The following is a 22,377-nucleotide window of genomic DNA, read 5'->3' as shown; positions in this document are numbered from 1 at the left end:
TCGTCCACCAGGTCGCGGAATGCGCGGTCGGTGGTCTGTGCCTTGAATGGACTGTGCGCCCGGAGGTGGCCGGGCGTGCGCGGCCAGCCCGCCGGCCAGGTCAGCGGGTAGCGTTGGTCAGGGCGCTCAGCCATTGCATCCTCCCAGCACGCCGCGCTCGGCACTGCGCAGGGCGCGCGCCAGCTTCGGTGCCCACCAGGCCGGTTTGCCGATAATCGTGCCCGCCGGCATCTCTCGCTCCAGCCATTGCACGAACAGCTCCGGCACATCCTTCGCCGCTGTCGGCTGGGGGTGGGTGGCGAGGGCGCGGCGGAGGTTGACCAGCGGAGTTTGCAGCTCGCTCGCCGCATGCTTGTTGTAGTAGAAGCAACCGTCGTCCCACTTCCCATTTTTCTCGACGGCATCGGCGAGCGCCGCTGCTTCGCGCAGCACGTCCACCGGCACAGCAGCAGGCGCGGCCAACTGCTGCAGCATCTCTGCCCAATTTCGGATGGCGACCGGAGCGTGCCCCTGGGTGACCTCGCACGTGTCCGCCACTCCCGCGTAATTGAGCATCGAGGCAATGATTTCGGGCAGGCGGATCGATTCTGTGGTGGCAGTGCTCATGATTACTCGGTCTCCGTGTTCGCGAGGGCAGCGCGCATCTGGTCGGCGCTGCTCTGGCAGGTGTTGATGAGGTCTGCGCACATCGCGCGCAGAGCGTGGTTCTCGGCGGTGACCCGCTCGATGTGGTCGGCGGCCATGGCGAGCTGCTGCCGGAGCAGATCCTTCGGTGGCTGCTTCATCCGGCGCGGCTCTCGCGGAAAGAGCTGCGGCTTCATTGGGTTAACCTCACACTTCCGAATTGACGAGGTGCGCCATGGAAATCGAAGGGGAGTTCAGGCTTGAGGCAGCTGTTGGTGAGGACGTCGGACGTCCCGGTCACTGGCACGCCGTCGGCTACGTGCATCACGGGCAAGAGCGCGAGCCTGTTACCGAGGTCGCGGCCGGTACCGAGTTCCCTAGCCGAGAGGCTGCGTACCGGGGAGGCATCGACGCAGCGCGTGCTATCGCGAAAACCCTCCCGCCTGGGTACGACTTGGCCACTAAGCGGGCTGAAAATCGCTGATAGCCTCATGCCGCTTGGCCTTGCAGCGTTGTCTCTATCGCTGCGAACAGATCCGGCATGGCGATCTCTCGCTCCGCAGCCTGTAGTTACCGCACGCCGTCCATGAAGTAGGCGGTGGACAGCTCGGCGGCACGGCCCTGGCGGCCCAGCTTCAGTGCCCTGTACGGCACGGTGAACAGACCGCCGAACGGGTCGAACACCAGCTCGCCGGCATTGCTGAAGCGCTGGATCAGCCGATCGACGATGTCGAACTGCAGCGGGCAGATGTGGTTTTCCAGGCCGCGCCGGGTCTGCTCGCCGTTGAGGGTCAGCATGCGGTTGACGTCGTGCCAGACGTCAGCGTCATGGCTGCCTGGCGCCAGTGACATGAAGGTGGAGGGCAGCGCGCCGCGCGCCTCCAGTTCCTCGCCGATGCGCACATGGGTTTCGTAGTCGTAGACCTCGCGCAGGCTGTACTCGGTGAACAGCTTGGCCAGCTTGTCCGGGCCCAGCTGCGCCAGCTCGTCGGCCGTCAGCTGCCGGCGGCCGCTCGAGCGCCAGAATGCATGCGCATCCACCTGCCAGCGCGCCCGCGTGTAATCCGCCTTCTGCTTGCGGACCGGCTCATCGGCATAGCCGCGGCTGCGATCGGTTTGCGGCTTGTGCAGCAGCACGATGTACTCGGGCGAGCCCACCCCCATCTTGGTGCCGTCCTTGCACTGCTCCGACCAGCCCAGCCGATAGGTCTGGTTGTTCTCGCGCACCACGTCGGTCACGACCGTGATCAGGCCCATGTAGTCGAAGCCGTGCGACCGGTAGTGGAAGATCGCCTCCGCATGGAAGGGGCTGACCGTTGGCACGCCGGCGCCGGTCACTGCGCCGAACTGGATCCGGTCCTTCACGTGGATGGCCGCGATCCGGCCAGGCTTCAGGATCCGCAGCAGCTGCGTGCTGAGGTGGTCCATCTGCGCCCAGAAGTGCGCGTTGTCGTCGGTGTGCCCGAAGTCGTTGTAGCTCGGACTGTACTCGTAGTGGTTGGCGAACGGGATCGAGGTCACGACCAGGTCGACGCTGTCGTCGGCCATGCCGCGCGTCTCCATCACGCAATCGTTGTTCGCGACTGTCCAGCCGGTACCGCTGGCCTCGATCCGCTCCACGCCAATCGAGCGCTGAAGTACTTGCGCCATGGCGGCCTTGCTCAGGCCGTATTCCCTGATGATCTCGCTCATTCTCTCTACCATCTCCTCGTGGCGCGTCCACTTCGCTTGCAGGCTGGCCAGCACCTCGCGCTCGCTCTCGGCGTAGACGATCCACACCTCTACCGGGTGCGCCTGCTGGTACCGCTGGGTGCGGTGAATGGACTGGATGAAGTCGTTGAACTTGAAGCCGATGCCGGCATAGACCGACAAGTGGCAGTGGCGCTGGAAGTTGCAGCCGCTGCCGGCGATGACCGGCTTGGCAGACAGGATCGGGATCACGCCTTCGCTGAAGTCGATGACCGCCTGTTCGCGCTCGTCCAGCTCCTGGTCGCCGTAAATGCTGACGGCGGCGGGGATGGCAGCCTGCAGCGCATGCCGCTCTGCCTCGAGGTCGTGCCAGATCAGCCAATGATCATCCGGCCTGGCGGCGACCACCTGCTGCACGGCAGCCACGCGCGCGCCGAGCGTGTCGCGCTTCTCCTTGGCGGCATTCTGCAAACCCATCGCGGCATCGCGGAACAACTTGCCCTGGCCATCTCGTTCGGCGCCGGCGGTGTTGTGGTCCACCGGTACTTCGACGTAATGCACTGTCAGCTCCGGCAGGTCATAGCCTTCGTCGCTGTAACCCAGGTCGGACGGCTTCTGCAGGAACAGCGCCCAGCTGGCCACCCATAACCAGAACTCACGTTCCTTGTGCGGGTACAGCGTCAGGTTGTTGGCCTGCGTGCTGTCACGCTTGAACCAGCGTGTGAGAGCCTGGCCGGTGTCCATCACGCCCAGGAAGCCGGCGTAATGGATCAGCTCCTTGTAGCGGTTCGGGCTGGGCGTGGCCGTGGCGACGAACCGGTACCGGACCTCATCGAACAAGGTCAGGAACTGCTGATAGGTCTTCGATCCGAAGCTGCGCAGCACCGAGGCCTCATCAAGGCTGGCCGCGGTGAACAGGTTCGGGTCGAGCTTGCCGTCGCGCACGCTCTCGTAATTGGTGAGGTGGATGCCATTGAAGTCCGGATCCACCTCGGCGCTGGTGCGCACGAAACGCGTCTCCAGCCCGAGCTTGCCGGCGTCGCGGCGGAACTCCTGCCGCACGCCCAGCGGCACCACGATGCCCACTGCGCCGCCAGCGTGTGCGCGCGCCAGCCGCATGATCTCCAGCTGCTGCATGCTCTTGCCCAGGCCGAAGCGCTGGAAGAGGGCGCGGCGCCCGCCGGAGCATGCCCACACGACGCTGTCGCGCTGGTGCGGCTTGAGGAGCGGGTGCACATCGTCGGGCGAGACGTCGAAACCCGTCGACGGCGCGACGCGGACCTTGCGCTCCAGGAACTCGCGGTAGGGATCAGCCACCGCGCGCCTCCCGCTGCGCTTCGTCGCGCAGTTCCTGCAGTGCCGGCAGATGAGTGAGCCGGATCAGCTCATCGCCGGCGGCTGCTTCGCGCGCACGGCTCAGCGCCCAGTCCAGCGCGGCAATCTTGTCGTTTGGGTGCAGATTAGTCATGGCAGAATCGGATCCATCAGAGGGGGCGATATGGCAATCGAGTTCTGTCCGCTAGCAGCGGAGTGGGGGAACGTGGCCGACTGGGCTGCGGTCGTGGTGGGTGCACTTGCGGCCGGCGGAACTATCGGTGTTGCCGTGTCGGCGAACCGAACGTCGAAGCGTGCGGCTGCTATCGCGGAGGAGGCGACTAAAATCGCTGCTCAACAGCATGGCGAGGCAGTGAAGCTGCGCGAGGAGAACGCGCGCATCATTGGCCGGATCCTGCTGTACGAGGTCACAGCACTGCCTGCGCGGATGGCCATGATGGTCAGAGCTCTCGACACAGGTATTGACGTGCAAAACCAACAGATTCGCGATGGCCGCGCGATGACCCGTGCTCTGGATGAGGCAGAGCGTGCTCTGCTGCCTGGGGCAGAGCGCGTCGAGGACCGAATCCACAACCTGCCGGATAGCATCGGGGCAGACCTGGCCACCCTGATCGGCGGCAGTCGAACTCTCGGGGAGTTGGTTCGAAAGATTCGCGATCGGGTGGTAAAGCCTACTGGCGTAAACCCTAGATGGCGGTACGCAGGTGAGTACTCGGACTTCCAGCTTCTGCTCGGGCAGCTGGAATGGCTGCACGGAATAAGCGAAGAGTTTGCTGCGGAGTTTCGAAAGTTCGTCGCGGTCACGCCTGAAGAGCAGTTCGGTCCAGTCGAACCGGAAGCGCGTTAGGGGAGCACTCACGCCGCTACTCCCATTGCCACAAGGTCGATGTCGTCCACGCGATCGCGCAGCTGCCGGCGTGCGCGGCGCAGCTGCTTCGCCACGTAGGCCGGCTCGTCCTTGGCGGTGAAGGTAAGCGCATGCATGTGCAGCGCGCTGGTGTGATCGCGGCGGAACATGCGCCAGGTGATGAAGGCGCCGTCGCTAGTCGGGAAGCGACCCCAGGAGAAGCCGCCGTTGCGCTTCGGCGCGCGGCGGGCGAGGTGGCGGGTCATGCGGTCACTCCTTCGCAGATTTCGATAACCCGGCGGAGGTCTTCGTCCGACATCCATCCGATATGGCATTCGCGCGCGTCCAGACCGGTGCGTTCGCGCAGCCAGGCGTAGGCGTCTTTTCGCTTCATACCGCCCGACTTCCAGCGTGGGTCAAAGGCCTCGTGCGCGCGCATCTTGAGTTGCCGCGTTGCTGCGTTGGCGAGGCGACCCATGCGCTTCTCGGTGCCTGGATGGCACCCTGACCACGCGCGGCACGGCATGCATGCCCAGAGTGGTTTCGCGAATAGGTCGGGGCGGTGCGGATACACCTCTCGGCCGGTCACGAGCTCATCGTCCTGACCGCAGTAGGGGCAGGGGCGCGGATTCGAACGGTTCAAGCGGCATTCCTCAGCAGGTGAGTGCGCCGCACCGGGCCGTGCCACAGCGCAGCGACGTTGTTGAGCCGGATCTGCTCGGGATCACGGCGGATCGGTGCGAGCTTGGCCTGCGCCCGCTTGATGTCGTTCCGGCAGGGCGCGCAGACGCTGACGACGCGACCGCCTTGCATTGGGAACTGGCATTCGCGCAGGCGGCGCGCGCAGCTGGTGCAGGTGCGCAACATCAGGCGGCCTGCTGGTAGCTGTCGGTGGCGGCGCGCGCGAACACCCGCTGCATGGCGGCGAACATCGCCGGCAGCTGCGCGGCGTCGTACAGCTTCGAGGCCCGCTCGATCGTCACCGGCAGGAAGCCCAGCTGCGCCAGGCCGTCGGCGGTGATCGTCAGCGGGGCGATCTTGGCGTTGATGTCGCCGAGCTTGATGCGCACCACATGGGCTGTCGCTGGCGCGGCCAGAGACTTCACCGCCTGTGAGAGAGCGGGGGAGAGGGCAGCAGGAGCAGGCGCCACCGGCACCGGTGCCGACACGGCCGCCGGCGCGGGAACAGCGGGAGCAGGCGCAGCGGCAGCGACACGTGCTGCCTCGGCCTGGGCATCGGCGCGACGCTGCGCTGCCTCGCGCTCCTCCTGCTCGTGCGCCAGCTTGTCGGCCTCTTCCTGGCGGATCTTCTCGCGCTGCGCTTCCAGGCGCTGCTCATCGACGCGCTGCTGCTCGGTGATGCGCGCCGTGATCAGGTTGCGCAGATCCTCCGGCGACTTCGTGGCGCACAGCTGCACGCGGTCATGGAACAGGCCGGCGAAGGTGCCCATCTCCATTTCCAGCACGCGCACGTTGGCTCGCACGCGCTCGGCCTGCTGGCTGGCGGCGATCTTGGCGTTGGCGGCAGCTGTGCCGACGGCGTCCTGCATGCTGCTGATCGACTTCTTGCCCTTGATCACCGCGCCGATGTCGGCCTGCAGCGTGGCCGGCACCGCCAACGCGTGCGCATCGAGTCCCGCATTGATCGACGCATAATGGTCGCGCACAGCCTGTACCCCTGCGGCGACAATCTGGCTGCGGCGGTTGTCCTTCTCGACCTTGACCAGCTTGTCCAGCTCCAGGCGCACGCGGCGCGCTTCGGCGGCCACGTCGTCCATCGTCCGGAACACCGCGTCGATGTCGGCGGTCTGGCCCAGGATCTGCTGCTTCGTTGCCTCCAGCCGCTCCTCGACGCCCTTGCACCACTTCACGGTCTGCTCTGCATTGGCGAAGTCGTCGTCGGTTTGCAGCTCGCGGTTGATCCCGCTCAGCACAGCCATGGCCGATGCCTTGAACTCAGCGAGGTTGGACGCGGTTACCATGCCGGTCACGGCGATGTGCAGCGACGGCAGCGTATCCGGAGCGCGGCCGCTGGCTACCGGTTCCGCTTTTTCGACACGCTCGTAGGCGGCGACATCGGCCTCGAACTGCTCCCAGCCGGCGCTGACGCGTGCGCGCAACTCGGGATCCGGCGTGTACCAGCAGTGGCGCTCCTCGACCAGCTCATCGCCGCGCCACTTCGAGGCCATGAACAACACTCGCGCCGCGCCGGAGACCATCGCCTGGTGCTCCATCTGGACCTGATAGACCAGCGGCAGATCTGCGCCCGTGCAACCGTCGACCATGGCGCGCCGTAGGTCGTCGTTGAGGCTCTTATGCTCGAACGCGGTTTCTTCGAGCAGGGTCAGGCCGTCGAAGCTGGCCGAGTACTTCCCCTCTTCGCCGACGCATGGGTACAGATCCTCGCCGATGATCTGTTCGGCGATGGGGCGCGCGAGGGCTTCGTAGCGGTGGCCATCGGCGAAGCGCTGGAGCGTGGCGTCGTCGTGTTCCTCACCAACGCCGGTAGCGACTTCGCGCACCAGCTGCGCGCGCGTCTTGTACGGGCTGCAGCCGAGCATCGCCGGCGCGTCGCTGGCATTGAGGTGGGTAGCGCGGTGGGCATGCCATTCCGGCGTGCCCTGGATCAGCTCTACGATCTTCATGCCTGCTCTCCTTCGCTGCCTTCACCAGAGGTCGGGCCGGACTGCTCAGAGGGTGCAGGCTTCTCGAAGGCCGAGACCTGTGCACGCTGCTCTGCCGTGAGGGAGCCCTTCGTTTCCGCCATCGCGATGATCTGGGCTGCCGACTTCTTGCCGCCTTCGATTGCTGCTTTCCAAGACGGCAGAGCAGCGGCAAACGCTTCCGCGCTATAGCCGGCCGGCTTCTGGGAAGGTGCAGGTGCGGTACCTGCGAACGCGTCCTCGGGCGTGGTGTCGCCTTCCTTGATCGCAGTCACGATCCCGCGCAGCAGGACGAGATGCTCCAGGCCGATATCTTCGACACCAGCAACGTCCAACTTGGCGCAGACCTGCTCGGCCGAGATCCCAAAGCGCTGAAAGTGCGCCAGCGCATCGGCGCGCCGGTTCGCCAGGGTCTTGATGTCGCCCATGATGACCTTGCGCGCCTCAACGTACATGTCTTCCCAGAAGGCTTTCGGCACGCCCTTCAGCACGGCGTTGCGCAATGCGATAGAGCAAGCGGCATTCGCGGTGACGCCGATCATGTCCGCCTTGAAGCGGCGGCCCTGCCGATCGACGATGCGGCGCTGCACCTCGTAGGTGATCGCCACGTTGCGCTCCAGGTCATGGAAGACACCCTGCGCGGTGATGAACTCACCCTTGTCGTCGATGACGCGTGCGCCTGCGCGGTTGTTGCCCCAGGCAGAGGCAACGATCTCGGCAAAGCGTGCGGATGGACCCTCGATCGTCTTGCCGTCGCGGGGCAGGGCATAGACGCACTGCTCGGCGATGCTCTGGCTCAGCGTGACCATCTGGATGGCTTCGTCGCGGAAGCGCTTGAGCGAGCGCGGGAATCGGCGCGCAGTGGTGATCTGCTGCTCGATCTCCGAACGGTTGATCATGGCGGCCATGCCTTCCTCGGGGACGAGCTGGCCTTCTTGTACCTGTGCGTTCATTGCGTGATTGCTCCAGCCGGAGGTCCCGGCGAGGTGGGAATGAGGTGCCCCGTCAAGCCGGGGCCACGCTGGGCTCGCTCGCGCCCTACGCGTCGGGGTTTGGTGGAGGGGCCGGTGGTGTTGTTCCGGCGGCGGCTTACCAGGTGTCCGCCTCAGTCGTGCCATCGCTATCGCCGATGTGCTGGTGTCACGTTTGAGCGCATCACTACTGCGCATTCCCTCCATAGCGGAGCGGCCTGGTCTTCGATACGACAGACAGGAACGCTCGTTGATCGCAGGCCGCTCCGCTATGAATAGAGGCCGGTCTTTCCCGGCGGTCAGCGGCGTTGCATCCGCGCCACTCGTTCACCCATGAGCTTTCGCTGGGGCCGGTCTTTCCCGGCTGTATAGGCTTTCGCCTTCCGCTCCTTCTTGCGCACGTGTCGGCGGTGCGGGCGGTTCCCTTCCTGCCTTTAACGTCTGACCTTCGAGGGTCAATGCGCGGTGCGATCGCGTCCGTGGACACCTGCCACGGATCAGGGTTCGGGATCAGGCCGCGTCGGCGAGCGGGCGGTCTTCGACCTTGCGGTAGGGCCAGCGCGCCGGGTCGGCCTTGATCACCTTGTTGAAGTGGCCACCCTTCGACTCGGCTGCTTGCAGCGCGGCGAAGTCCTCGGCGGTCACGTTGTCGTAGTGGTAGAGCGAGGTGGCTTCGCCCTTCCAGCTCTTGAAGCGCACGGCCAGCGTCTGGCTGGCGGCGTCGTGGCCGATCGCCGCGATCTGGCGGCTCTCGACGTCCTGCAGCGCGATATGCGCAGGCGCGTTCATGCGGCAGCGGCGTTTTCCGCGTCCTGCGCATCCAGCGTGTCGCTGCCGTCGGTCAGATCCTCGGCAGCGGCGCCGGCACGCTTCGGCGCGATCAGCGTCAGAAGCACGTCTTCGCGGATCAACGCTTCCGACAGTTCGGCCAGCTCCTGCGGCTCGACCTCGGCCGATGCGGTGAACGACATGGCCAAGCTGCCGCCTTCCTTTGGCTCGATCACGAAGCGCTTCAGCTTCACGTCGACCAGCACAATCGGCTCGCCGGCTTGCAGCAGGCCGGCCAGGTGCATCTCGAAGCCGGTGAACTCGTGGCTCAGCTTCAACGGCTCCAGCGCCGGGTGCTTCACCGCGGTCAGGCCATCGCCGCCGATCTGCGGCAAGTCCTGCTGCTCGCCCTTGGCCGGCTTACGGAACAGGTCGTGGCGCAGCGTCGAGTCGAACGAATCGAGCGCCTCGTTGCCGACGCTCAGCACGAACTTGATGTCGGCGGCCAGCTGGCGCTCTTCGCCATGGCGCTGGATGCGCTGGTTGACGTTGGCGATGGACGCCTCGTGTTTGTCGAGTTGAAACATTGGAACCTCGTCGGGTGGTGCCGGCGCGCCGGCGGGGATCAACGGACGCCGCGGCGCGGCTGTTCGGGAAAGGAAATGGAGTGGTCGACAGCCGGCGGCGGCTCGGCGCGGTGCGCACGTGCCCGGGCATTGCTCCAGCTCTGAGGCAGGTGCAGCGACAGCACGAAGCCGACAACCAGTACCGCCGAGCAGATGGCGTGTGCGCTCCGGGCATAGGCGAAGAGCGCCAGGGCGGCCAGGAGCAGCACCGATGCGCACAGCCAGGCAAAGCCGGCGTAGCTGCGACCGGTCACGAGAACACCACCTGCGCCAGCAGCGTCAGAACCGCGCCGATGACCATGCAGATCAGGGCGAACGGCACGTCCTCGCGCAGCATGTGGCGCTGCAATTCCTTCTCGTCCATCTTGTCCATCACGCAGCCTCCGGGCCGTCGCCGAACGCGGTCGCCGATTCTTCGGGCTCGCGCACGTGCTGCGATGCCTGCACCCGCAGTGGGCGCACGTTGTCGGGTCGGAAGGTCCTGGCCAGCTGACCAGCGACCACCGGACCGTAGCCTCGTTCCGTAGCGATGGCGCGGACCAGATCGGCGCCGCGGGCAGAAACCGGAAAGGGAATGACGGCGCTCATGCGGCGCCTCGGACAAGCTTGCTTGTACGCAGCGCGAAGACTCGCACGCAGACACTGGTGACCGGTCGCCTTGAGATTCCCCCGCCATGCCTATCGGAGTTAGCGCCAGCTACATGCTGCGGGTCACCACCTCGGACATGAAATCCGGAGAGGAGTGGTTCGTGAATGCGTACATCCATCGTGGATGGAGCGAGGACGTGATTGACTGGATCGTGGACGCCGGCCGCAGCACCCGCCTTAGCGAAGCTCGCCGACAGGCCGCGCAGGTCGGGCGGCGCCGAGCCGATGAACTGCAGGGCATAGGTGGGATTGGAAAGTAGGCTCATGCGGCCACCCGCCACGGCATCACGGCGACCGGCGCCGGCTTGGCTTCGTACACCGTCAGGTAGTGCTGCACCGCCTCGATGCGCGAGCAGTCCACGTCATCCATGCGGCCGGTGATCAGCTGCGACAGGTAGTCGGCGACGGCGATTCGCAGGATTTCGGCGGCAGCGGAGTCGTTGCCGTCTGCCACGTGGCCGGCTATCAGTGCCAGCTGTTCGTCGGTCAGCTCGCCCAGCGCTTCGCTCAGGACATGGGCGGAGCGGTGAAGGGAACCGGCCAGGACGTCGGCGCGCTCGTCCGACAGCTCATGCTGGCTGCAGGTCGCGCAGCCGCATTGCGGGTGGTACGGGTGGCGGGTGCTGGACATCATGATTCTCCAAGCCACTTCCCGGGACGGGATCCGGGTTCGCTGAGGCATAGGAGAACAATACAACTAAGGTTGTTGGCTTGCAACAACTAAAGTTGTAGAAGCATCATTGCTGATATCTATCAGGTTCAGGGAATTAATAGCTTTGCGACGGCCTCACTGCATGCGCGGCCTTTGCCATGGTTATCACGACGAAGACATGCGCACCGGACTCACTTACACGCAAGCACTGCGCTTCGGGCCTTTTTGAAATTTGCGAAGTTCAAATCGTGCAGCTGTCGGTATTGCGCGCGCGATCCATCGCCCTCGCTCTCGACACGCACGGTTACGGGGACGGTACTTCCCACTGCGACCATCACCACCGACGCTGCACCGTCGCGGATGGTTTTTGCCTGGGGCCATATCTCGACAAAGGCTGGCTCTAGACAACCTAGATAGGTGGCTGGAGTCTTGTCTGAAGATACTTCAACGAGAGGAGGGCGGTCACTCGTGCTGCTGTAGCTCGCGCAGCCTGATGCGAAGAGAGCGATGCCGAAAATTACGTAGGAGATCGTTGTTTTTGCTTTCATACCGTCCCTTGCTGTTACCCGTAGTGCGAACGAAGTAGGCCCGCATCCTCGAATGCAATTCCCTCGCGCATACATTCCTGTGCACGCTCAAGATCCCTATGGAGCTGCACCAGTGCAGCGTCGTTCATGCGCTCAATGCCAGAGATGCCGAAACAGGCTTGGTCAATCAGTACCTGCATTGGAAACCCCCACCTGCGGCGGATGTGTCGAATCAGCTTGCGGTGCGACTCGCGCTCAAAAGCATCAAGTTCTTTGTTCGGTACCTGCTCCAAATCATTGGAGACAACAGCAAGTCTAGGTTTGGTGCCGTCCCGGGCGTGTAGTTCCTTACTTCTAGCGGCTAGACGCCGCGCCAGATCCTCGAATTGCTTTTTCTCCATCCACTACTCCCCTAAGCTTCTTCGCCAATATTTTTGTCAGATCGAGCACGTTGCTCGGACGAGACGCGTCCGAATATGTGGCTACGACCTGGTAGGCGATCTCCAACATCACCGGATCTTCAATGAATTCGGGGGGGTCCCCGCGAACTTCAATCAGATGCCTAGCGACCGAGACCGTGAGCGCCATTCTGTCGAAGTCGATTCGCTCAGGGTGAGACGCGGCGGGCACGAGCGCCGCATCGCCAAGCATTGATCCCTCCTCGGCAGCCAGCCACTCAGGTCTAACGCCGCATGCCACGGCTATTTCGGTGAGCTTCCGAGAAGTCTTGGACAGCCCCGATAGCAACTTCTGAATAGCCTGTTGACTGACGTCGACACGCTTCGCTAGTGCGTCCTGAGTAAGGCCGGCATGCTGCATCGCCTGGGCGATTCGGTCACGGAGTTCCATCGCGCAAGCCTGACAACAGGCGTTGTAGTCCGCAAACAACATTGGTTGTTGACTAATACAACCATGGTTGTATTCTGCCCGCATGGACATGACCCCCCTAGAGCGAGCAGTAGAAGCGGCCGGCGGACAAAGCGCACTGGCCCGAATTCTTGCGACAGAGACACGTGTCGTCAGGCAAGGCCACGTTTGGGCATGGATTCATCGTGGTCACTCGGTTCCCGCCGAGTTCGTGATCAAGATCGAATCCGCCACTGGCGTATCGCGACACGACCTGCGCCCCGACGTCTTCGGCCCAGCGCCAGCCAACCCCGAAGGGGAGGTGGCGGATGCTGCCTGACCGCTTCAATCCTCGGCTGTGGGTGCGCGACTGGCTCAACAAGCCCGGCCGCGCAGAGTCGGCGCGCCCGTCGCTGCAGGATCTGATCATCTCCACGGTCGCCAATGACGTGGCTTCCGGCCGAGTCGCGCGTGCATACCAGGCCAATTTCTCGATCGCAGTCGATCCCGAGAGCGGGCGCGCCGTAGGCACTCGCGTCCTGGGCGGCACAGACGTCGATTTCTCACTTCCGCCAGGTGTTGAGGCCCGCCGCCGGCAGTCTGCAGACGGCACCGTCCACATCGACATCGTCGAAAGCACGCCTGCCCACAAGTCCGCTGGGCAGCTGCAGGGCGTGCGCATCGACGCATTGGTGGCAGCCCCGCGCGGTCTGTTCGTCGAAGACCAACACGGGGCGATCACCGTAGATGAGTTCTGCATCGGTCTGACTGAAAGCAGCTGGCTGGTGATGCGTCGCATGGCTGCTAGCCCACGGCATTTTGAAGTAGCTGCAGTGCATCAGGCGCGTGCTTCAGACCAGCGTCCACCAGCTTCATGGCGAGGTGTTTTGTGGTCTCGGCAGGCAGCTTGCGAAGCTGATCGAGCAATCGCGTCTTTTGTGTCGGGGGCAAATCCGATTCGCGAACCTTCGACTCAAGCAAGTGCTGAAGGGTTTCTTCGTGGAGCCTGACCGTTACCACTCCCAGGATCGCTCCGAGCCCGCCATCTGCCTGGAGAAAGTCCATGCCGTCAGCCGTGATCACCGCATACACCAGGTGAGGCACCCCGTCGGCTACCTGCATTCGGCAATTCAAGAGGCCGTGCTCGCTCAGGTACATGGCGTTGACCACGAGCCGGTTCCCTTGATTGTAGCCAGGGAGCGATTGCACCAAGGCGTCAACGGGAAAGGTGCTGGCGAGCGCCATAAGCAATTCCCTCTGAAAGTCACGATCCAACAGTTCCATGTCGCCCTCCTGCGGGCTGTGCGTGTCGTAACCGCAGCCTACCGCAAGGGGGGCGACGCCTCTTCGCTTCACGTCTCAAGCCTTCCGTAGCAGCCGAACGTCCATCCGTTCGTTGACCCACCGCAGCGCAAAGACGCTGCCTTTCCACCGAATGATCGTCGTGACATTCGGCGCCCGTTTCCTCGCTGCTCTGAGCCGTTTCTGTAGTGCGTCCATGGCGCACATCCTGGCCAGGGCAGGTGTCCTAAACCACGTTCAGGTATCCCGCCCGTGAACATCGCTGACGCAGCACACAAAACCGTTCTGGACTATCCCGGTGGCAGCGTGGCCCTGGCCACCCGCCTCATCTCCATCAACGACCGCGGCGAAGAGAAGCCGATGTCTGCGGCCGTGCTTCGCAGCAAGGTCAACCCGAACACGCGCACGCACCACCTGACCCTGGCCGAAGCCAGCGAGATCATGGGGCTGAGCGGCGACTTCAGAATCCTGCACGCCCTGGCCGCCGAGCACGACTTCATCGTCCAGCGCGCGGACGTAACGCTGGCCGGCGGTGTCGTCGAATCCCTGCTGGATGCCGGTGAGCTGAAGGGCAAGCTCTGCAAGCTCATCGCCGATTCGTACGCAGACCAGGTGCTCACCCTCAATGAGGCGAAGGCACTGGCGACCCTGTGCGGTCAGCTGCAGGCTATCTTCGGCCAGATGGCGCAGGCCGCGTTCGCCGAGGCGAAGGTCACGAGGGCCGCAGCATGATCCAGCAGCTGCTCGAAGACTGGCGCCGTGAGCGCCGCATCCGCCGCTTGGCGGAGTTGCTGAGGAAGGCGCAGGCCGCCGGCAAGCCGAACCTGGCGCGCGCCTATTGGCTCGACATGAAGCGCGAATGCGAAAGCCGCAGCACCGGCCAGGTGAAGCGCATGGAGCGGGCAGGGCGCCTGGCATGAGCACGCTGATCATGTCCCAGTGCTGGCCGATGACCATGCCGCCGTCGCCCAAGGCGGTGCTCATCTCGCTTGCCGACAACGCGAACGATCAGGGCCACTGCTGGCCGTCGATTCCGACCATTTGCGAGCGCACCTGTCTGAGCGAGCGAACAGTGCACGGCGCCATCCGCTGGCTTGAGTCGGTTGGCCTGGTCACCGCTGACCGCGCGAATGGCCGACACACCCGATACGTCATCACTCCGGACGCCTACCAACCACCGCAGCAGCTGCACCCCCGCAGTGGCTGCACCCCCGCAGCAGCTGCGGTGGAACCCCCGCAAAATCTGCACAAACCACCGCAAATGCCGCAGTCACCCCCGCAGCAGCTGCGGTCTAACCGTAAAGAACCTAAAAGCAACAACAGCGAAGCACCCGCCAGCGCTTCGCCGAAGAACCGCCTGCTGACCTTCGACAGCTGGAACGCATCGCTCGGTGACGAGGACGCAATCCGTGCTGATGACCCGGTGTTCACTTGGGCGGAGAAGGCGGCGATCCCAGAGGAGTTCATCGAACTGGCCTGGCTGTCGTTCGCCGACCGCTACAGCGGGGCAGCAAAGCGCTATGCCGATTGGCGCGCAGTCTTCCGCAACGCGGTGCGCGGCAACTGGCAGAAGATCTGGTTCCTGCACCCGGCGACCGGCTACACGCTGACCACCATCGGCGAGCAGTACCGGCGTGTGCGCGACGCTGAGGCGCAAGCCGGTCGGGTGGCCGCATGAGCACGATCCACGATTACGACCACCACGCCGACGAGTCGCGATTTCTCGATCAGCTGGACGCCGAGCGCACCGAGAGCGCGTCTATGTGGCACGGTCGGCCATCGGATGCATTGCGGTTGCCGCCGCACAGCGTGGAAGCCGAGCAGGCTGTCCTGGGCGGCCTGATGCTGGTCAACCGCGCATGGGACGACATTGCCGACCTGGTGGAGGAAAGCGACTTCTACCGCCGTGACCATGGGCTGATCTTTCGCGCCATTCGCGAGATGGCCATCGCGCAGCCGCGCCGCCCCTTCGACGTGGTGACGCTGGGCGATTGGTTTGAGGCTCAGGGGCTGCTGGACCAGGTGGGCGAGGGCGCGTATCTGATCGAGCTCGCCAACACGACGCCGTCGGCGGCCAACATCCGCGCATACGCGGAGATCGTCGCGGACAAGGCGCGGTTGCGCCGCCTGATCCAGGTCGGCACCGATATCGCCAACGCTGGCTTCAACCCGGAGGGGCAAAGCAGCATCGAGCTGATCGGCTCCGCGCAGTCGCGCATCGGGTCGCTGATGGATAGCCAGCCCTGCGAGCTCGAAGCGGTTGCGCCGGTGATGGATCGGGTCTTCGAGCGCCTGGGCGAGCGCTCACGCGACGGCGGCGGCATCCACGGCATCACCACCAGCATCGATGACCTGGACACGCTGCTGGGCGGGCTGAAGCCGGGCGGCCTGTACGTGCTGGCGGCACGCCCGAAGATGGGCAAAACCACGCTCGCCCAGAACATCGCCGAGCACGTCGCACTGCACCTGCGCAAAGCGGTCGCGGTCTTCAGCTTCGAGATGCAGGCCGAGGAGCTGGGCGACCGCATGCTGGCTTCGGTCGGTGGCATCGACGGCAACCGGATCCGTTCCGGCGATCTGGACGACGCGGACTGGACCAACGTCACCAGCGCGATGCGCAAGCTGCGCGCGGCGGACATCTTCGTCAGCCGGCCGCGCCGCGCACGCGTCGAGCACGTCAGCTCGCAGGCACGCCGGCAGCACGCCCGCAAGCCTCTGGGCCTGATCGTCATCGACTACCTGCAGCTGATGGAGATCCAGGGCGACAACCGCGCCAATGGCGTCGGCGATATCAGCCGCGGCCTGAAGCTGCTGGCCGGTGAGCTGGGCGTGCCGGTGCTACTGCTGTCGCAGCTCAATCGCAAGCTGGAGGACCGCCCAGACAAGCGCCCGCAGCCGGCAGACCTACGCGATTCCGGCTCGATCGAGCAGGACGCCGATGCGGTGATCTTCATCTATCGCGACGAGGTATATCACCGCGACAGTCGTTGGAAGGGCACTGCTGAGCTGCTGGTTCCGCTGCAGCGCAGCGGCCCGCCTGGCGAGGTGCGCGTGCTCTACATGCCGGAGCGCTTCAAGTTCCAGAACCTGCCCGAGTACTGGCAGCCAGCGCCGATCGAAAGCGACGACGGCAAGCCGGCGCCACGCGCACGCGGCTACCGCAGTCTCAAGCCCCGCGCCCAGCGGCAGGACGTCGACGCATGACCATGACCGCCGCAGCCAAGAAGATTCGCGCCAAGCGCGCATCGCGCCCCATCTATGCGCTGATCGAGCGCGTGGTGGTGCTGGACACCGGAGAGGAGCGGCTGGCCATGCTCGCCGAGCATCCGATCGACCGCGAGCTGATGAAGCAGCGCGGCTACCGGCGCGGGCAAGAGGTCCGGCTGGAAATCAAGGCGCCGCGTGATGCCTGGCGCCACCGGCTGCTGCACAAGATCGGCCAGCTGATGGTCGAGAACGTCGAAGGCTGGGAAGGCCTGGACAGCCACGAGGCGATCAAGCAGCTGCAGCGCGAGGCGAACGTCTGCTGCGAGCAGATCGATATGGACGCCACGCCGGTGGTTGCCGCAGTGCTCGCCGCTTCAGATGCAGCCTTCGGTCCAGGTGCCGCGAAGCTGCTGCGCGAAGTCCTGCCGAGGATCGAAACGATCCCCGTCACCGTCGCGCGGTCGCTGGCGTTCGACTCGATGGATGAGGACGAGTTCCGCCGGCTGTTCGAAGGCATCACGCGCCACATCGGCAGCGCCTACGCGCACGTGCTGATCAATGACGTGCTGGCCGAATTCTGGCTCATGGCGAACGGACAGGGTGCGCAGCCGGTACCGGCGCGGAGGGCTGCATGAATTGCCGTTTCGAAATCGCGGTTTGTTTATCTCGCCTCAGCGATGAACTCTGCGCGGATCTCGTCAAGCATTTGCGCAAGCTCATCTACCGCGCTGGCCGTTTCAATTGCGGCCAGTTCGATAATTTCGAATTTTTCGACGTGAAACTGGTTAACCGGGACAATTTCACCGCTCAGCTCCGCGGCGAGAAGGTCGACTTGAACCCTGAAAGCGCTGGCCTGAAGACTCAAGGTAAGGAATTTAATGACAGTGGCATCAATAGCGTATCGACCAGTGCCGGCAATAGCATTTTCTTTAGGGAATGCACCTTCGATCATGTTCAGCCACTCCTTCATTTGCGGTTGCACCCAAGTGCTTGGCTCGCTGAAACTCTTAGCCTTGTCGAGCATAAGCACTGGCAGCCGGAAGGCGAGTATCTGTCCCCTCAGTGCGTTGAACTCTCCAATTTCCGCACGTCTCTGATCTTCGTTTATTCGGCGCAATTCCGTTTCCCGCAACAAATGCGCCGCGCGAGCATATACGAAAGCTCCCAGGCCCACCGCCCACGTGCCCAGGGCGCCAGCAAGCGAAATCAAATCGGCACGCAACCAGCCAGCCGATTTGGTTTCTGCAAGCGACCAGCCTGTCAATCCACCGAAAAAAATGGCTCCAAAAACTGCCAAAGCCTGCGTGCGTTTAGCCGAATTGTGAGGTGTCATGAGTCTGCTAAGCCTGACGGAGTAGTCCGGCCGTCGATCATAGCCGTCATCGCTTCGGGAGCCCTGTCTTGAAGCGGACGATCAAAGCGGCCTCCAAGGCTGAGCAGGCCTACCAGGATGCGGCCCGCGCACTCGGCTGTGTGATCTGCCGCTGGCGCATCGCCGCCGGCCTGCAGCGCGCCATCCAGTGCGGCCACACCCAGATTCATCACCGCAACCTCGGCGACTTGCACGGCCAGAAGCAGGTCGGCCAGCACGCGGTCGTCGCGGTCGGCGCCTGGCATCACGACGGCGACCAGATGCCCGGCATGAGCCGCGACCGCATGCGCGAGGTCTTCGGACCCAGTTTCAAGCACCACGCCCGCGAGTTCCGCGCCTGGACGTTCGACGTCCTGGGCGGCCGCGGCACTGAAGCCTGGCAGGACTACCAGGACCAACTACTCAACATCACGAGGGCGGCATGAACCAGCATCAATACGAACAAGCAGTGGACACCGGCCGCCGCGCGAGACAGGCCGGCAAGAAGCGCGAACAGTCGCCGATGTACGGCATGGGGGACGATGGCCGGCTGCAGCGCGAGGCATGGCGCGAGGGCTGGGACGAGGCAGATGCAGAGCGGAGGCAAGCGGCATGACCACCACTCCGATCCGGTTCGAGGGCAAAGTGTTCGGGAGCGTGGCGGAGTTCGCCGCTGCCTATCCGGCATACGCTCGCTGCATCGATTCCATCCGCGACGGCGCGGAAACGATCGCGGAGGTGGAGCGCCGCGTCGCCGCCGGCAAGCAGAAGGCGTTCGCAAGCACGCGCGGTCGCGCACAGAAGGCGTACGCGCTGAAGACGGGTGCCCGATGACCCTGCGCGTGACGTTTGGCATTGACCCCGGCATGTCCGGCGCCGTGGCTGCGCTGATCAATGGTGAGGCCGGCCCGATCCTCGACATGCCGACGATGACGGTCGGCAAGAAGCAGGAAGTGGATGCACGCGCGATCGCGGTCTTCATTCGCGAGATCCGCAGCCAGCATCCCGGCGCGGTGTTCGCCGGCTGCGTGGAGCGGGTGCGCGCGATGCCGCCCAAGGACGGCCGGCAGGCCGGCGCGCAGTCGTCGATGAACTTCGGCGAGAGCTATGCCAAGGCGAAAGCGGTGCTCGAGGTGATGGGCATCCCCTTCAGTCTGGCCGAGCCGCAGAGCTGGAAGCGGCATTTCGGGCTGATCGGTCAGGACAAGGACGCGTCGCGGCAGCTCGCTATACGCCGGTTCCCGTCCGTCGCGTCGCAGCTGCAGCGCAAGAAGGACGACGGCCGCGCCGAGGCGCTGCTGCTAGCGCTGTGGCACGAGCAGAAGCACCAGCCGGGAGCCCTCGCTGCATGACGCTCAACCCGACCAACCTGAGCCGGCCGGAGGCGTACTACGAAAAACTGCTGCGGAAGCGGTACGCCGCTGCGGTGCGCAAGCGCGGGCTGTGCGCCTTCTGCAGCTGCCGCGACCGAACGCTGGGGATCGTGCACTGCAAAGGCAACGAGAGCCGGCAGATGGGGATGTGCCAGGACGACGGCAGGCTGCCGCAGTTCCGGCTGGATGATGAAACGTTGGAGGAATTTCGCCATGCGGCGTAATGAGGATCCGCTGCTCGATGAGCTGCGCCGCTGGGGATATGCCCACGCAAACCGATACACCCTGAGCCGCGCTGACCGCACCCGGCACGTGCTGGAAAACGCAAAGGACTATGCGCCCAAGACCGTGGAGCAGGCGTTCTGCGAGCTGGTCGAGCGGGACGGGCGCCAGCGTCGGCGCTTTATGGCAGAGCAAGCTGGACTGAAAGGGCTGGGCGAGATCCCGTCCTGGGCAGTCGATCCCATCCGGGCAAGGAACGACGCCGACAGGCCGCACGACAATCCGGAGGTCGCCATCGATATCGGTATCCCGGACGACCTGCGCTGGATCGATCGCGCCCTGGCCTCGATGTCCAGGCGATTCCCGCTGCGCGTGCTTGTGGTGCGCACCGAGTTTACGGTAGCCGCGAGCCAAGTCGTCAAGTCAAGGATAGTGGCCGAACACTATGCGGGCTCTCTGTCGTTGTGGCAGTATCGCCGAGAGCTGCAAAGGGGGATGGATTTTCTCAGCGGATCGGTCGCAGCATAGGTCCGATCCTGATCCACATCTAGCGACATGGATAGGACCAACTTTCGGGGTTACGATGGAAATAAAGCAAACCAGTCAGGTATTTGGCGTCTCCGCCAAAGTTCTGCCAGATTCCTACGTCCCTAGGATCAGCTTGGACAAAAAAGTGTCTAAGCTGCTTGCCGAAAACGCTCAACACCTAGCTATTCGTGGCCCCTCAAAAAGTGGCAAGTCGTGGCTGCGTAGACAAGTCATGAGCAATCCGATTGTTGTTCAGTGCCTTTTTGAGACTACTCTGAGCGATATATATACCCAGGCCCTTGGTCAGCTGGGTGTAAAACTAACTGTCGAGAGTGTGGGCAAAGAGTCTATAAAGGGCACGGTCAAGGCGTCGACTAGCGTTGGCGCAAAATTGATAGCTTATCTTTCAGGCGAGGTTTCTATGGAATCCTCTGATGCAACTGAGAAGAAATATAAAGAGGTTGGTCGTGACATTGGTGATCTGTCATTTGTGGCTGGCCTAATTAATCAATCGGGTCGGCGGCTGGTTATTGAGGATTACCACTATTTAAGCGGGGAAGTTCGAAAAAAGCTCTCTGCACATCTGAAAGCACTTTGGGATATGGAGTGCAATGTAATCATTATTGGTGTTTGGACGTCTGATAGCTATCTCACGACCCTTAATCCTGATCTTGAAGATCGTCTGGTTGAAATTCCTGCAGAATGGAAGCCCGATGAGTTGCGTCAAATTCTCGAAAAGGGTGGTAATGCGCTTAACATTGAATTTAAGAACCCTTTGTCTGATGATTTAGTCGAGAGTTCATTTGAGAATGCAGGTCTGCTGCAAACTTTGACGCGAAGTATTCTTGACGCCCTTGGAATCGAAGAGACGCAATCGAGCGTATTGGTGTTGGATGACCCTGAATTGCTAGTGTCGGCAGCCGAAAAACAAGCAGATGAGCTGGATGGGAGGTTTCAGAGCTTTGCGCGTAGCGTTAGCACAGGTATGCGGCGGCGGAAAGAATCGACAGGCATATACGCCTACGCAATGGATGTCGTCTTGAGAGCGAGTGATGAAAAACTTCGGCTTGGTATTTCGTTGAAGGAAATATTCGATGAAGCTCACTCGCAACAAAGCCGGATCAAGTATGCAAATCTTAGGCGGGTTCTGCAGAAGATTGATCACCTTCAGGTAGACGAAGAAGGCAGAGGACTCGTCATTACCTATAATTCGGCGACGGAAAAGGTGACTGTTGTAGATCGGCGACTTCTTCTGTATCGGCGCTTTGCAAAGCCGACTTGGCCTTGGCAGGAGATCATCTCTTCACTTGGTGAGGATGAGTCGACATTCGAAGCTGGTGAGGAAACCCCTTGACAAGTTGCAGACTGAAATGACCTAATTCTGCAACTGTCAAGAATTCCACCCAGAAAAACCCGGCCAAGCGCCGGGTTTTCGCGTTTCTGCGGGTCCAGATGAGCCAAACGGGGGCTGATCTGGGGCAAGCACCGGAACCTGCCGGTGGCCCGCGCCAGTTCGCCCGATCCCCTCGCCAGATCAAGCAATGCGACCCGCTGGAGCGCGGGACGGGCACCTATCCGCGTTTGCTGCGCCGCCATCCGGCGGCGCGGCGGCCTGCCGGCATCGTCGTGAGACGCCCGGGAATCGGCTGCGTAAGGCAGCTGCCGGAGCCGTAACCGGCCAACTATTCAACCTGGAGATGTGACCATGCCGGTCATCACGCCTGAACAAGCTGGTGGCCGCAATGTCGTGGCCTTTTTGGACATGCTCGCCTGGTCGGAGGGCACCGACAACGGCCGGCAGCCGACCAAGGACCGCGGCTATGACGTCTTGGTTGGGGGCGGCCTGTTCCAGGGCTACGCCAATCACCCCCGTGTGCTGGTGCCGCTGCCGAAGCTGCGCATCTCATCCACAGCGGCGGGCCGCTACCAGCTGCTGCAGCGCTACTACGATGCGTACCGCAAGACGCTGGGGCTGTCGGACTTCTCGCCACTGAGCCAGGACAAGATCGCGCTGCAGCAGATCCGCGAGCGCCGTGCGCTGCCGCTGATCCAAGCCGGCAAGATCACAGAGGCGATCGCCAAGGTGTCAAACATCTGGGCAAGCCTGCCAGGCGCCGGCTACGGCCAGCACGAGCACAAGCTGGACAACCTGCTGGCCGCGTACAAGCGCGCCGGCGGTAAGGTCGGGAGCGCATGAC

Annotated in this window: 34 protein-coding genes; 15 read left to right on the top strand and 19 right to left on the bottom strand. The window is 63.5% G+C overall.

Features of this window, described 5'->3' with window-relative positions; all coding sequences use genetic code 11:
* Positions 1–126 precede the first annotated feature (126 nt).
* The 4 genes from ABQZ09_RS05215 to ABQZ09_RS05200 all read right to left on the bottom strand — a co-directional run bounded on the left by ABQZ09_RS05215 (position 127) and on the right by ABQZ09_RS05200 (position 3,781).
* Positions 127–606: a hypothetical protein gene (locus ABQZ09_RS05215; protein WP_349776301.1), complete on the bottom strand. Its 480-nt coding sequence runs from the start codon at positions 604–606 to the stop codon at positions 127–129.
* A gap of 2 nt (positions 607–608) precedes the next feature.
* On the bottom strand, positions 609–821 hold the full coding sequence (locus ABQZ09_RS05210; protein ID WP_349776300.1) for a hypothetical protein: 213 nt from the start codon (positions 819–821) through the stop codon (positions 609–611).
* A 373-nt stretch (positions 822–1,194) separates the two neighbouring features.
* Positions 1,195–3,630 (bottom strand): DNA methyltransferase, encoded by a 2,436-nt coding sequence (locus ABQZ09_RS05205; RefSeq protein WP_349776299.1) that lies wholly within the window; start codon positions 3,628–3,630, stop codon positions 1,195–1,197.
* Positions 3,623–3,781: a hypothetical protein gene (locus ABQZ09_RS05200; protein ID WP_349776298.1), complete on the bottom strand. Its 159-nt coding sequence runs from the start codon at positions 3,779–3,781 to the stop codon at positions 3,623–3,625. Before ABQZ09_RS05200 ends, ABQZ09_RS05205 begins: the two co-directional genes overlap by 8 nt.
* A gap of 72 nt (positions 3,782–3,853) precedes the next feature.
* Between ABQZ09_RS05200 and ABQZ09_RS05195 the strand changes: the two genes are divergently transcribed.
* Positions 3,854–4,495, top strand: a complete 642-nt coding sequence (locus tag ABQZ09_RS05195) for a hypothetical protein (protein ID WP_349776297.1) — start codon at positions 3,854–3,856, stop codon at positions 4,493–4,495.
* Between the two features lie 8 nt (positions 4,496–4,503).
* Here ABQZ09_RS05195 and ABQZ09_RS05190 read toward each other — a convergent pair whose 3' ends face one another.
* The 13 genes from ABQZ09_RS05190 to ABQZ09_RS05130 all read right to left on the bottom strand — a co-directional run bounded on the left by ABQZ09_RS05190 (position 4,504) and on the right by ABQZ09_RS05130 (position 12,199).
* Positions 4,504–4,761 (bottom strand): hypothetical protein, encoded by a 258-nt coding sequence (locus ABQZ09_RS05190; protein ID WP_349776296.1) that lies wholly within the window; start codon positions 4,759–4,761, stop codon positions 4,504–4,506.
* A complete protein-coding gene (locus tag ABQZ09_RS05185; RefSeq protein ID WP_349776295.1) occupies positions 4,758–5,183 on the bottom strand; it encodes a zinc-finger-containing protein in 426 nt (141 codons plus the stop codon). Before ABQZ09_RS05185 ends, ABQZ09_RS05190 begins: the two co-directional genes overlap by 4 nt.
* Complete coding sequence (locus tag ABQZ09_RS05180) at positions 5,135–5,362, bottom strand: hypothetical protein (protein ID WP_228314926.1); 228 nt, start codon at positions 5,360–5,362, stop codon at positions 5,135–5,137. Before ABQZ09_RS05180 ends, ABQZ09_RS05185 begins: the two co-directional genes overlap by 49 nt.
* Entirely contained in the window at positions 5,362–7,140 is a 1,779-nt protein-coding gene (locus ABQZ09_RS05175; RefSeq protein WP_349776294.1) for a lambda-exonuclease family protein, read from the bottom strand. The genes ABQZ09_RS05180 and ABQZ09_RS05175 overlap by 1 nt, the downstream gene beginning before the upstream one ends.
* Complete coding sequence (locus ABQZ09_RS05170; protein WP_349776293.1) at positions 7,137–8,111, bottom strand: hypothetical protein; 975 nt, start codon at positions 8,109–8,111, stop codon at positions 7,137–7,139. Before ABQZ09_RS05170 ends, ABQZ09_RS05175 begins: the two co-directional genes overlap by 4 nt.
* 528 nt (positions 8,112–8,639) lie before the next feature.
* On the bottom strand, positions 8,640–8,918 hold the full coding sequence (locus ABQZ09_RS05165; RefSeq protein WP_349776292.1) for a KTSC domain-containing protein: 279 nt from the start codon (positions 8,916–8,918) through the stop codon (positions 8,640–8,642).
* Positions 8,915–9,484 carry a hypothetical protein gene (locus ABQZ09_RS05160; protein ID WP_349776291.1) on the bottom strand — a complete coding sequence of 190 codons (570 nt, stop codon included), beginning with the start codon at positions 9,482–9,484 and terminating at the stop codon, positions 8,915–8,917. Before ABQZ09_RS05160 ends, ABQZ09_RS05165 begins: the two co-directional genes overlap by 4 nt.
* 38 nt (positions 9,485–9,522) lie before the next feature.
* The gene (locus tag ABQZ09_RS05155; RefSeq protein WP_349776290.1) at positions 9,523–9,777 is read right to left on the bottom strand and encodes a hypothetical protein; all 255 of its coding nucleotides are present in this window, start codon (positions 9,775–9,777) and stop codon (positions 9,523–9,525) included.
* Positions 9,774–9,896, bottom strand: a complete 123-nt coding sequence (locus ABQZ09_RS05150) for a hypothetical protein (protein WP_349776289.1) — start codon at positions 9,894–9,896, stop codon at positions 9,774–9,776. Before ABQZ09_RS05150 ends, ABQZ09_RS05155 begins: the two co-directional genes overlap by 4 nt.
* Positions 9,896–10,111, bottom strand: a complete 216-nt coding sequence (locus ABQZ09_RS05145) for a hypothetical protein (protein ID WP_047693056.1) — start codon at positions 10,109–10,111, stop codon at positions 9,896–9,898. The genes ABQZ09_RS05150 and ABQZ09_RS05145 overlap by 1 nt, the downstream gene beginning before the upstream one ends.
* Positions 10,112–10,433: 322 nt before the next feature.
* Entirely contained in the window at positions 10,434–10,802 is a 369-nt protein-coding gene (locus ABQZ09_RS05140; protein ID WP_349776288.1) for a hypothetical protein, read from the bottom strand.
* A gap of 583 nt (positions 10,803–11,385) precedes the next feature.
* Positions 11,386–11,751, bottom strand: a complete 366-nt coding sequence (locus tag ABQZ09_RS05135; RefSeq protein WP_349776287.1) for a hypothetical protein — start codon at positions 11,749–11,751, stop codon at positions 11,386–11,388.
* Entirely contained in the window at positions 11,705–12,199 is a 495-nt protein-coding gene (locus ABQZ09_RS05130; protein WP_349776286.1) for a helix-turn-helix domain-containing protein, read from the bottom strand. Before ABQZ09_RS05130 ends, ABQZ09_RS05135 begins: the two co-directional genes overlap by 47 nt.
* 82 nt (positions 12,200–12,281) lie before the next feature.
* Here ABQZ09_RS05130 and ABQZ09_RS05125 point away from each other — a divergent pair, with 82 nt between their 5' ends.
* Entirely contained in the window at positions 12,282–12,536 is a 255-nt protein-coding gene (locus ABQZ09_RS05125; protein WP_349776285.1) for a YdaS family helix-turn-helix protein, read from the top strand.
* A gap of 464 nt (positions 12,537–13,000) precedes the next feature.
* Here ABQZ09_RS05125 and ABQZ09_RS05120 read toward each other — a convergent pair whose 3' ends face one another.
* Positions 13,001–13,480, bottom strand: coding sequence for a hypothetical protein (locus ABQZ09_RS05120; protein ID WP_349776284.1), 480 nt, complete (start codon positions 13,478–13,480; stop codon positions 13,001–13,003).
* 270 nt (positions 13,481–13,750) lie between these two features.
* Between ABQZ09_RS05120 and ABQZ09_RS05115 the strand changes: the two genes are divergently transcribed.
* The 5 genes from ABQZ09_RS05115 to ABQZ09_RS05095 are packed head-to-tail and all read left to right on the top strand — an operon-like array spanning position 13,751 to position 17,340.
* Positions 13,751–14,230 carry a phage regulatory CII family protein gene (locus ABQZ09_RS05115; RefSeq protein WP_349776283.1) on the top strand — a complete coding sequence of 160 codons (480 nt, stop codon included), beginning with the start codon at positions 13,751–13,753 and terminating at the stop codon, positions 14,228–14,230.
* A complete protein-coding gene (locus ABQZ09_RS05110; RefSeq protein ID WP_349776282.1) occupies positions 14,227–14,418 on the top strand; it encodes a hypothetical protein in 192 nt (63 codons plus the stop codon). The genes ABQZ09_RS05115 and ABQZ09_RS05110 overlap by 4 nt, the downstream gene beginning before the upstream one ends.
* Complete coding sequence (locus ABQZ09_RS05105; RefSeq protein ID WP_349776281.1) at positions 14,415–15,176, top strand: helix-turn-helix domain-containing protein; 762 nt, start codon at positions 14,415–14,417, stop codon at positions 15,174–15,176. Before ABQZ09_RS05110 ends, ABQZ09_RS05105 begins: the two co-directional genes overlap by 4 nt.
* Positions 15,173–16,702 carry a replicative DNA helicase gene (dnaB, locus tag ABQZ09_RS05100; RefSeq protein WP_349776280.1) on the top strand — a complete coding sequence of 510 codons (1,530 nt, stop codon included), beginning with the start codon at positions 15,173–15,175 and terminating at the stop codon, positions 16,700–16,702. The genes ABQZ09_RS05105 and dnaB overlap by 4 nt, the downstream gene beginning before the upstream one ends.
* Entirely contained in the window at positions 16,699–17,340 is a 642-nt protein-coding gene (locus ABQZ09_RS05095; protein ID WP_349776279.1) for a hypothetical protein, read from the top strand. The genes dnaB and ABQZ09_RS05095 overlap by 4 nt, the downstream gene beginning before the upstream one ends.
* 26 nt (positions 17,341–17,366) lie before the next feature.
* On the opposite strand, the gene ABQZ09_RS05090 is transcribed toward ABQZ09_RS05095, so the two are convergent.
* Positions 17,367–18,038 carry a hypothetical protein gene (locus ABQZ09_RS05090; protein WP_349776278.1) on the bottom strand — a complete coding sequence of 224 codons (672 nt, stop codon included), beginning with the start codon at positions 18,036–18,038 and terminating at the stop codon, positions 17,367–17,369.
* A 68-nt stretch (positions 18,039–18,106) separates the two neighbouring features.
* Between ABQZ09_RS05090 and ABQZ09_RS05085 the strand changes: the two genes are divergently transcribed.
* The 8 genes from ABQZ09_RS05085 to ABQZ09_RS05050 all read left to right on the top strand — a co-directional run bounded on the left by ABQZ09_RS05085 (position 18,107) and on the right by ABQZ09_RS05050 (position 22,376).
* Positions 18,107–18,502, top strand: a complete 396-nt coding sequence (locus ABQZ09_RS05085) for a hypothetical protein (RefSeq protein WP_349776277.1) — start codon at positions 18,107–18,109, stop codon at positions 18,500–18,502.
* Entirely contained in the window at positions 18,499–18,672 is a 174-nt protein-coding gene (locus ABQZ09_RS05080) for a hypothetical protein (RefSeq protein ID WP_166752060.1), read from the top strand. The genes ABQZ09_RS05085 and ABQZ09_RS05080 overlap by 4 nt, the downstream gene beginning before the upstream one ends.
* Entirely contained in the window at positions 18,669–18,890 is a 222-nt protein-coding gene (locus ABQZ09_RS05075) for a hypothetical protein (protein ID WP_349776276.1), read from the top strand. The genes ABQZ09_RS05080 and ABQZ09_RS05075 overlap by 4 nt, the downstream gene beginning before the upstream one ends.
* The gene (locus tag ABQZ09_RS05070; protein ID WP_349776275.1) at positions 18,887–19,408 is read left to right on the top strand and encodes a RuvC family protein; all 522 of its coding nucleotides are present in this window, start codon (positions 18,887–18,889) and stop codon (positions 19,406–19,408) included. The genes ABQZ09_RS05075 and ABQZ09_RS05070 overlap by 4 nt, the downstream gene beginning before the upstream one ends.
* Entirely contained in the window at positions 19,405–19,653 is a 249-nt protein-coding gene (locus tag ABQZ09_RS05065) for a hypothetical protein (protein ID WP_029996293.1), read from the top strand. Before ABQZ09_RS05070 ends, ABQZ09_RS05065 begins: the two co-directional genes overlap by 4 nt.
* Positions 19,643–20,179, top strand: coding sequence for a hypothetical protein (locus ABQZ09_RS05060; RefSeq protein WP_349776274.1), 537 nt, complete (start codon positions 19,643–19,645; stop codon positions 20,177–20,179). The genes ABQZ09_RS05065 and ABQZ09_RS05060 overlap by 11 nt, the downstream gene beginning before the upstream one ends.
* Before the next feature lie 145 nt (positions 20,180–20,324).
* Complete coding sequence (locus ABQZ09_RS05055) at positions 20,325–21,533, top strand: hypothetical protein (RefSeq protein WP_349776273.1); 1,209 nt, start codon at positions 20,325–20,327, stop codon at positions 21,531–21,533.
* A 351-nt stretch (positions 21,534–21,884) separates the two neighbouring features.
* Complete coding sequence (locus ABQZ09_RS05050; RefSeq protein WP_349776272.1) at positions 21,885–22,376, top strand: glycoside hydrolase family 24 protein; 492 nt, start codon at positions 21,885–21,887, stop codon at positions 22,374–22,376.
* Position 22,377: the final 1 nt, after the last annotated feature.

The organism is Xanthomonas sp. WHRI 6106 (assembly GCF_040202405.1).
Lineage (GTDB): Bacteria > Pseudomonadota > Gammaproteobacteria > Xanthomonadales > Xanthomonadaceae > Xanthomonas > Xanthomonas cannabis.
This window is presented reverse-complemented; position numbering and strand designations above follow the sequence as displayed.

Excerpts from the sequence above, each read along its gene's own strand:
- ABQZ09_RS05175 (WP_349776294.1), bottom strand. The coding sequence starts at position 7,140 with ATGAAGATCGTAGAGCTGATCCAGGGCACGCCGGAATGGCATGCCCAC.
- ABQZ09_RS05060 (WP_349776274.1), top strand. The coding sequence starts at position 19,643 with ATGCGGCGTAATGAGGATCCGCTGCTCGATGAGCTGCGCCGCTGGGGA.
- ABQZ09_RS05120 (WP_349776284.1), bottom strand. The coding sequence starts at position 13,480 with ATGGAACTGTTGGATCGTGACTTTCAGAGGGAATTGCTTATGGCGCTC.
- ABQZ09_RS05080 (WP_166752060.1), top strand. The coding sequence starts at position 18,499 with ATGAACCAGCATCAATACGAACAAGCAGTGGACACCGGCCGCCGCGCG.
- ABQZ09_RS05110 (WP_349776282.1), top strand. The coding sequence starts at position 14,227 with ATGATCCAGCAGCTGCTCGAAGACTGGCGCCGTGAGCGCCGCATCCGC.
- ABQZ09_RS05050 (WP_349776272.1), top strand. The coding sequence starts at position 21,885 with ATGCCGGTCATCACGCCTGAACAAGCTGGTGGCCGCAATGTCGTGGCC.
- ABQZ09_RS05180 (WP_228314926.1), bottom strand. The coding sequence starts at position 5,362 with ATGTTGCGCACCTGCACCAGCTGCGCGCGCCGCCTGCGCGAATGCCAG.
- ABQZ09_RS05150 (WP_349776289.1), bottom strand. The coding sequence starts at position 9,896 with ATGGACAAGATGGACGAGAAGGAATTGCAGCGCCACATGCTGCGCGAG.
- ABQZ09_RS05105 (WP_349776281.1), top strand. The coding sequence starts at position 14,415 with ATGAGCACGCTGATCATGTCCCAGTGCTGGCCGATGACCATGCCGCCG.
- ABQZ09_RS05075 (WP_349776276.1), top strand. The coding sequence starts at position 18,669 with ATGACCACCACTCCGATCCGGTTCGAGGGCAAAGTGTTCGGGAGCGTG.
- ABQZ09_RS05135 (WP_349776287.1), bottom strand. The coding sequence starts at position 11,751 with ATGGAGAAAAAGCAATTCGAGGATCTGGCGCGGCGTCTAGCCGCTAGA.
- ABQZ09_RS05140 (WP_349776288.1), bottom strand. The coding sequence starts at position 10,802 with ATGTCCAGCACCCGCCACCCGTACCACCCGCAATGCGGCTGCGCGACC.
- ABQZ09_RS05190 (WP_349776296.1), bottom strand. The coding sequence starts at position 4,761 with ATGACCCGCCACCTCGCCCGCCGCGCGCCGAAGCGCAACGGCGGCTTC.
- ABQZ09_RS05095 (WP_349776279.1), top strand. The coding sequence starts at position 16,699 with ATGACCATGACCGCCGCAGCCAAGAAGATTCGCGCCAAGCGCGCATCG.
- ABQZ09_RS05170 (WP_349776293.1), bottom strand. The coding sequence starts at position 8,111 with ATGAACGCACAGGTACAAGAAGGCCAGCTCGTCCCCGAGGAAGGCATG.
- ABQZ09_RS05165 (WP_349776292.1), bottom strand. The coding sequence starts at position 8,918 with ATGAACGCGCCTGCGCATATCGCGCTGCAGGACGTCGAGAGCCGCCAG.
- ABQZ09_RS05210 (WP_349776300.1), bottom strand. The coding sequence starts at position 821 with ATGAAGCCGCAGCTCTTTCCGCGAGAGCCGCGCCGGATGAAGCAGCCA.
- ABQZ09_RS05125 (WP_349776285.1), top strand. The coding sequence starts at position 12,282 with ATGGACATGACCCCCCTAGAGCGAGCAGTAGAAGCGGCCGGCGGACAA.
- ABQZ09_RS05200 (WP_349776298.1), bottom strand. The coding sequence starts at position 3,781 with ATGACTAATCTGCACCCAAACGACAAGATTGCCGCGCTGGACTGGGCG.
- ABQZ09_RS05130 (WP_349776286.1), bottom strand. The coding sequence starts at position 12,199 with ATGGAACTCCGTGACCGAATCGCCCAGGCGATGCAGCATGCCGGCCTT.
- ABQZ09_RS05065 (WP_029996293.1), top strand. The coding sequence starts at position 19,405 with ATGACGCTCAACCCGACCAACCTGAGCCGGCCGGAGGCGTACTACGAA.
- ABQZ09_RS05160 (WP_349776291.1), bottom strand. The coding sequence starts at position 9,484 with ATGTTTCAACTCGACAAACACGAGGCGTCCATCGCCAACGTCAACCAG.
- ABQZ09_RS05215 (WP_349776301.1), bottom strand. The coding sequence starts at position 606 with ATGAGCACTGCCACCACAGAATCGATCCGCCTGCCCGAAATCATTGCC.
- ABQZ09_RS05070 (WP_349776275.1), top strand. The coding sequence starts at position 18,887 with ATGACCCTGCGCGTGACGTTTGGCATTGACCCCGGCATGTCCGGCGCC.
- ABQZ09_RS05145 (WP_047693056.1), bottom strand. The coding sequence starts at position 10,111 with ATGAGCGCCGTCATTCCCTTTCCGGTTTCTGCCCGCGGCGCCGATCTG.
- ABQZ09_RS05090 (WP_349776278.1), bottom strand. The coding sequence starts at position 18,038 with ATGACACCTCACAATTCGGCTAAACGCACGCAGGCTTTGGCAGTTTTT.
- dnaB (WP_349776280.1), top strand. The coding sequence starts at position 15,173 with ATGAGCACGATCCACGATTACGACCACCACGCCGACGAGTCGCGATTT.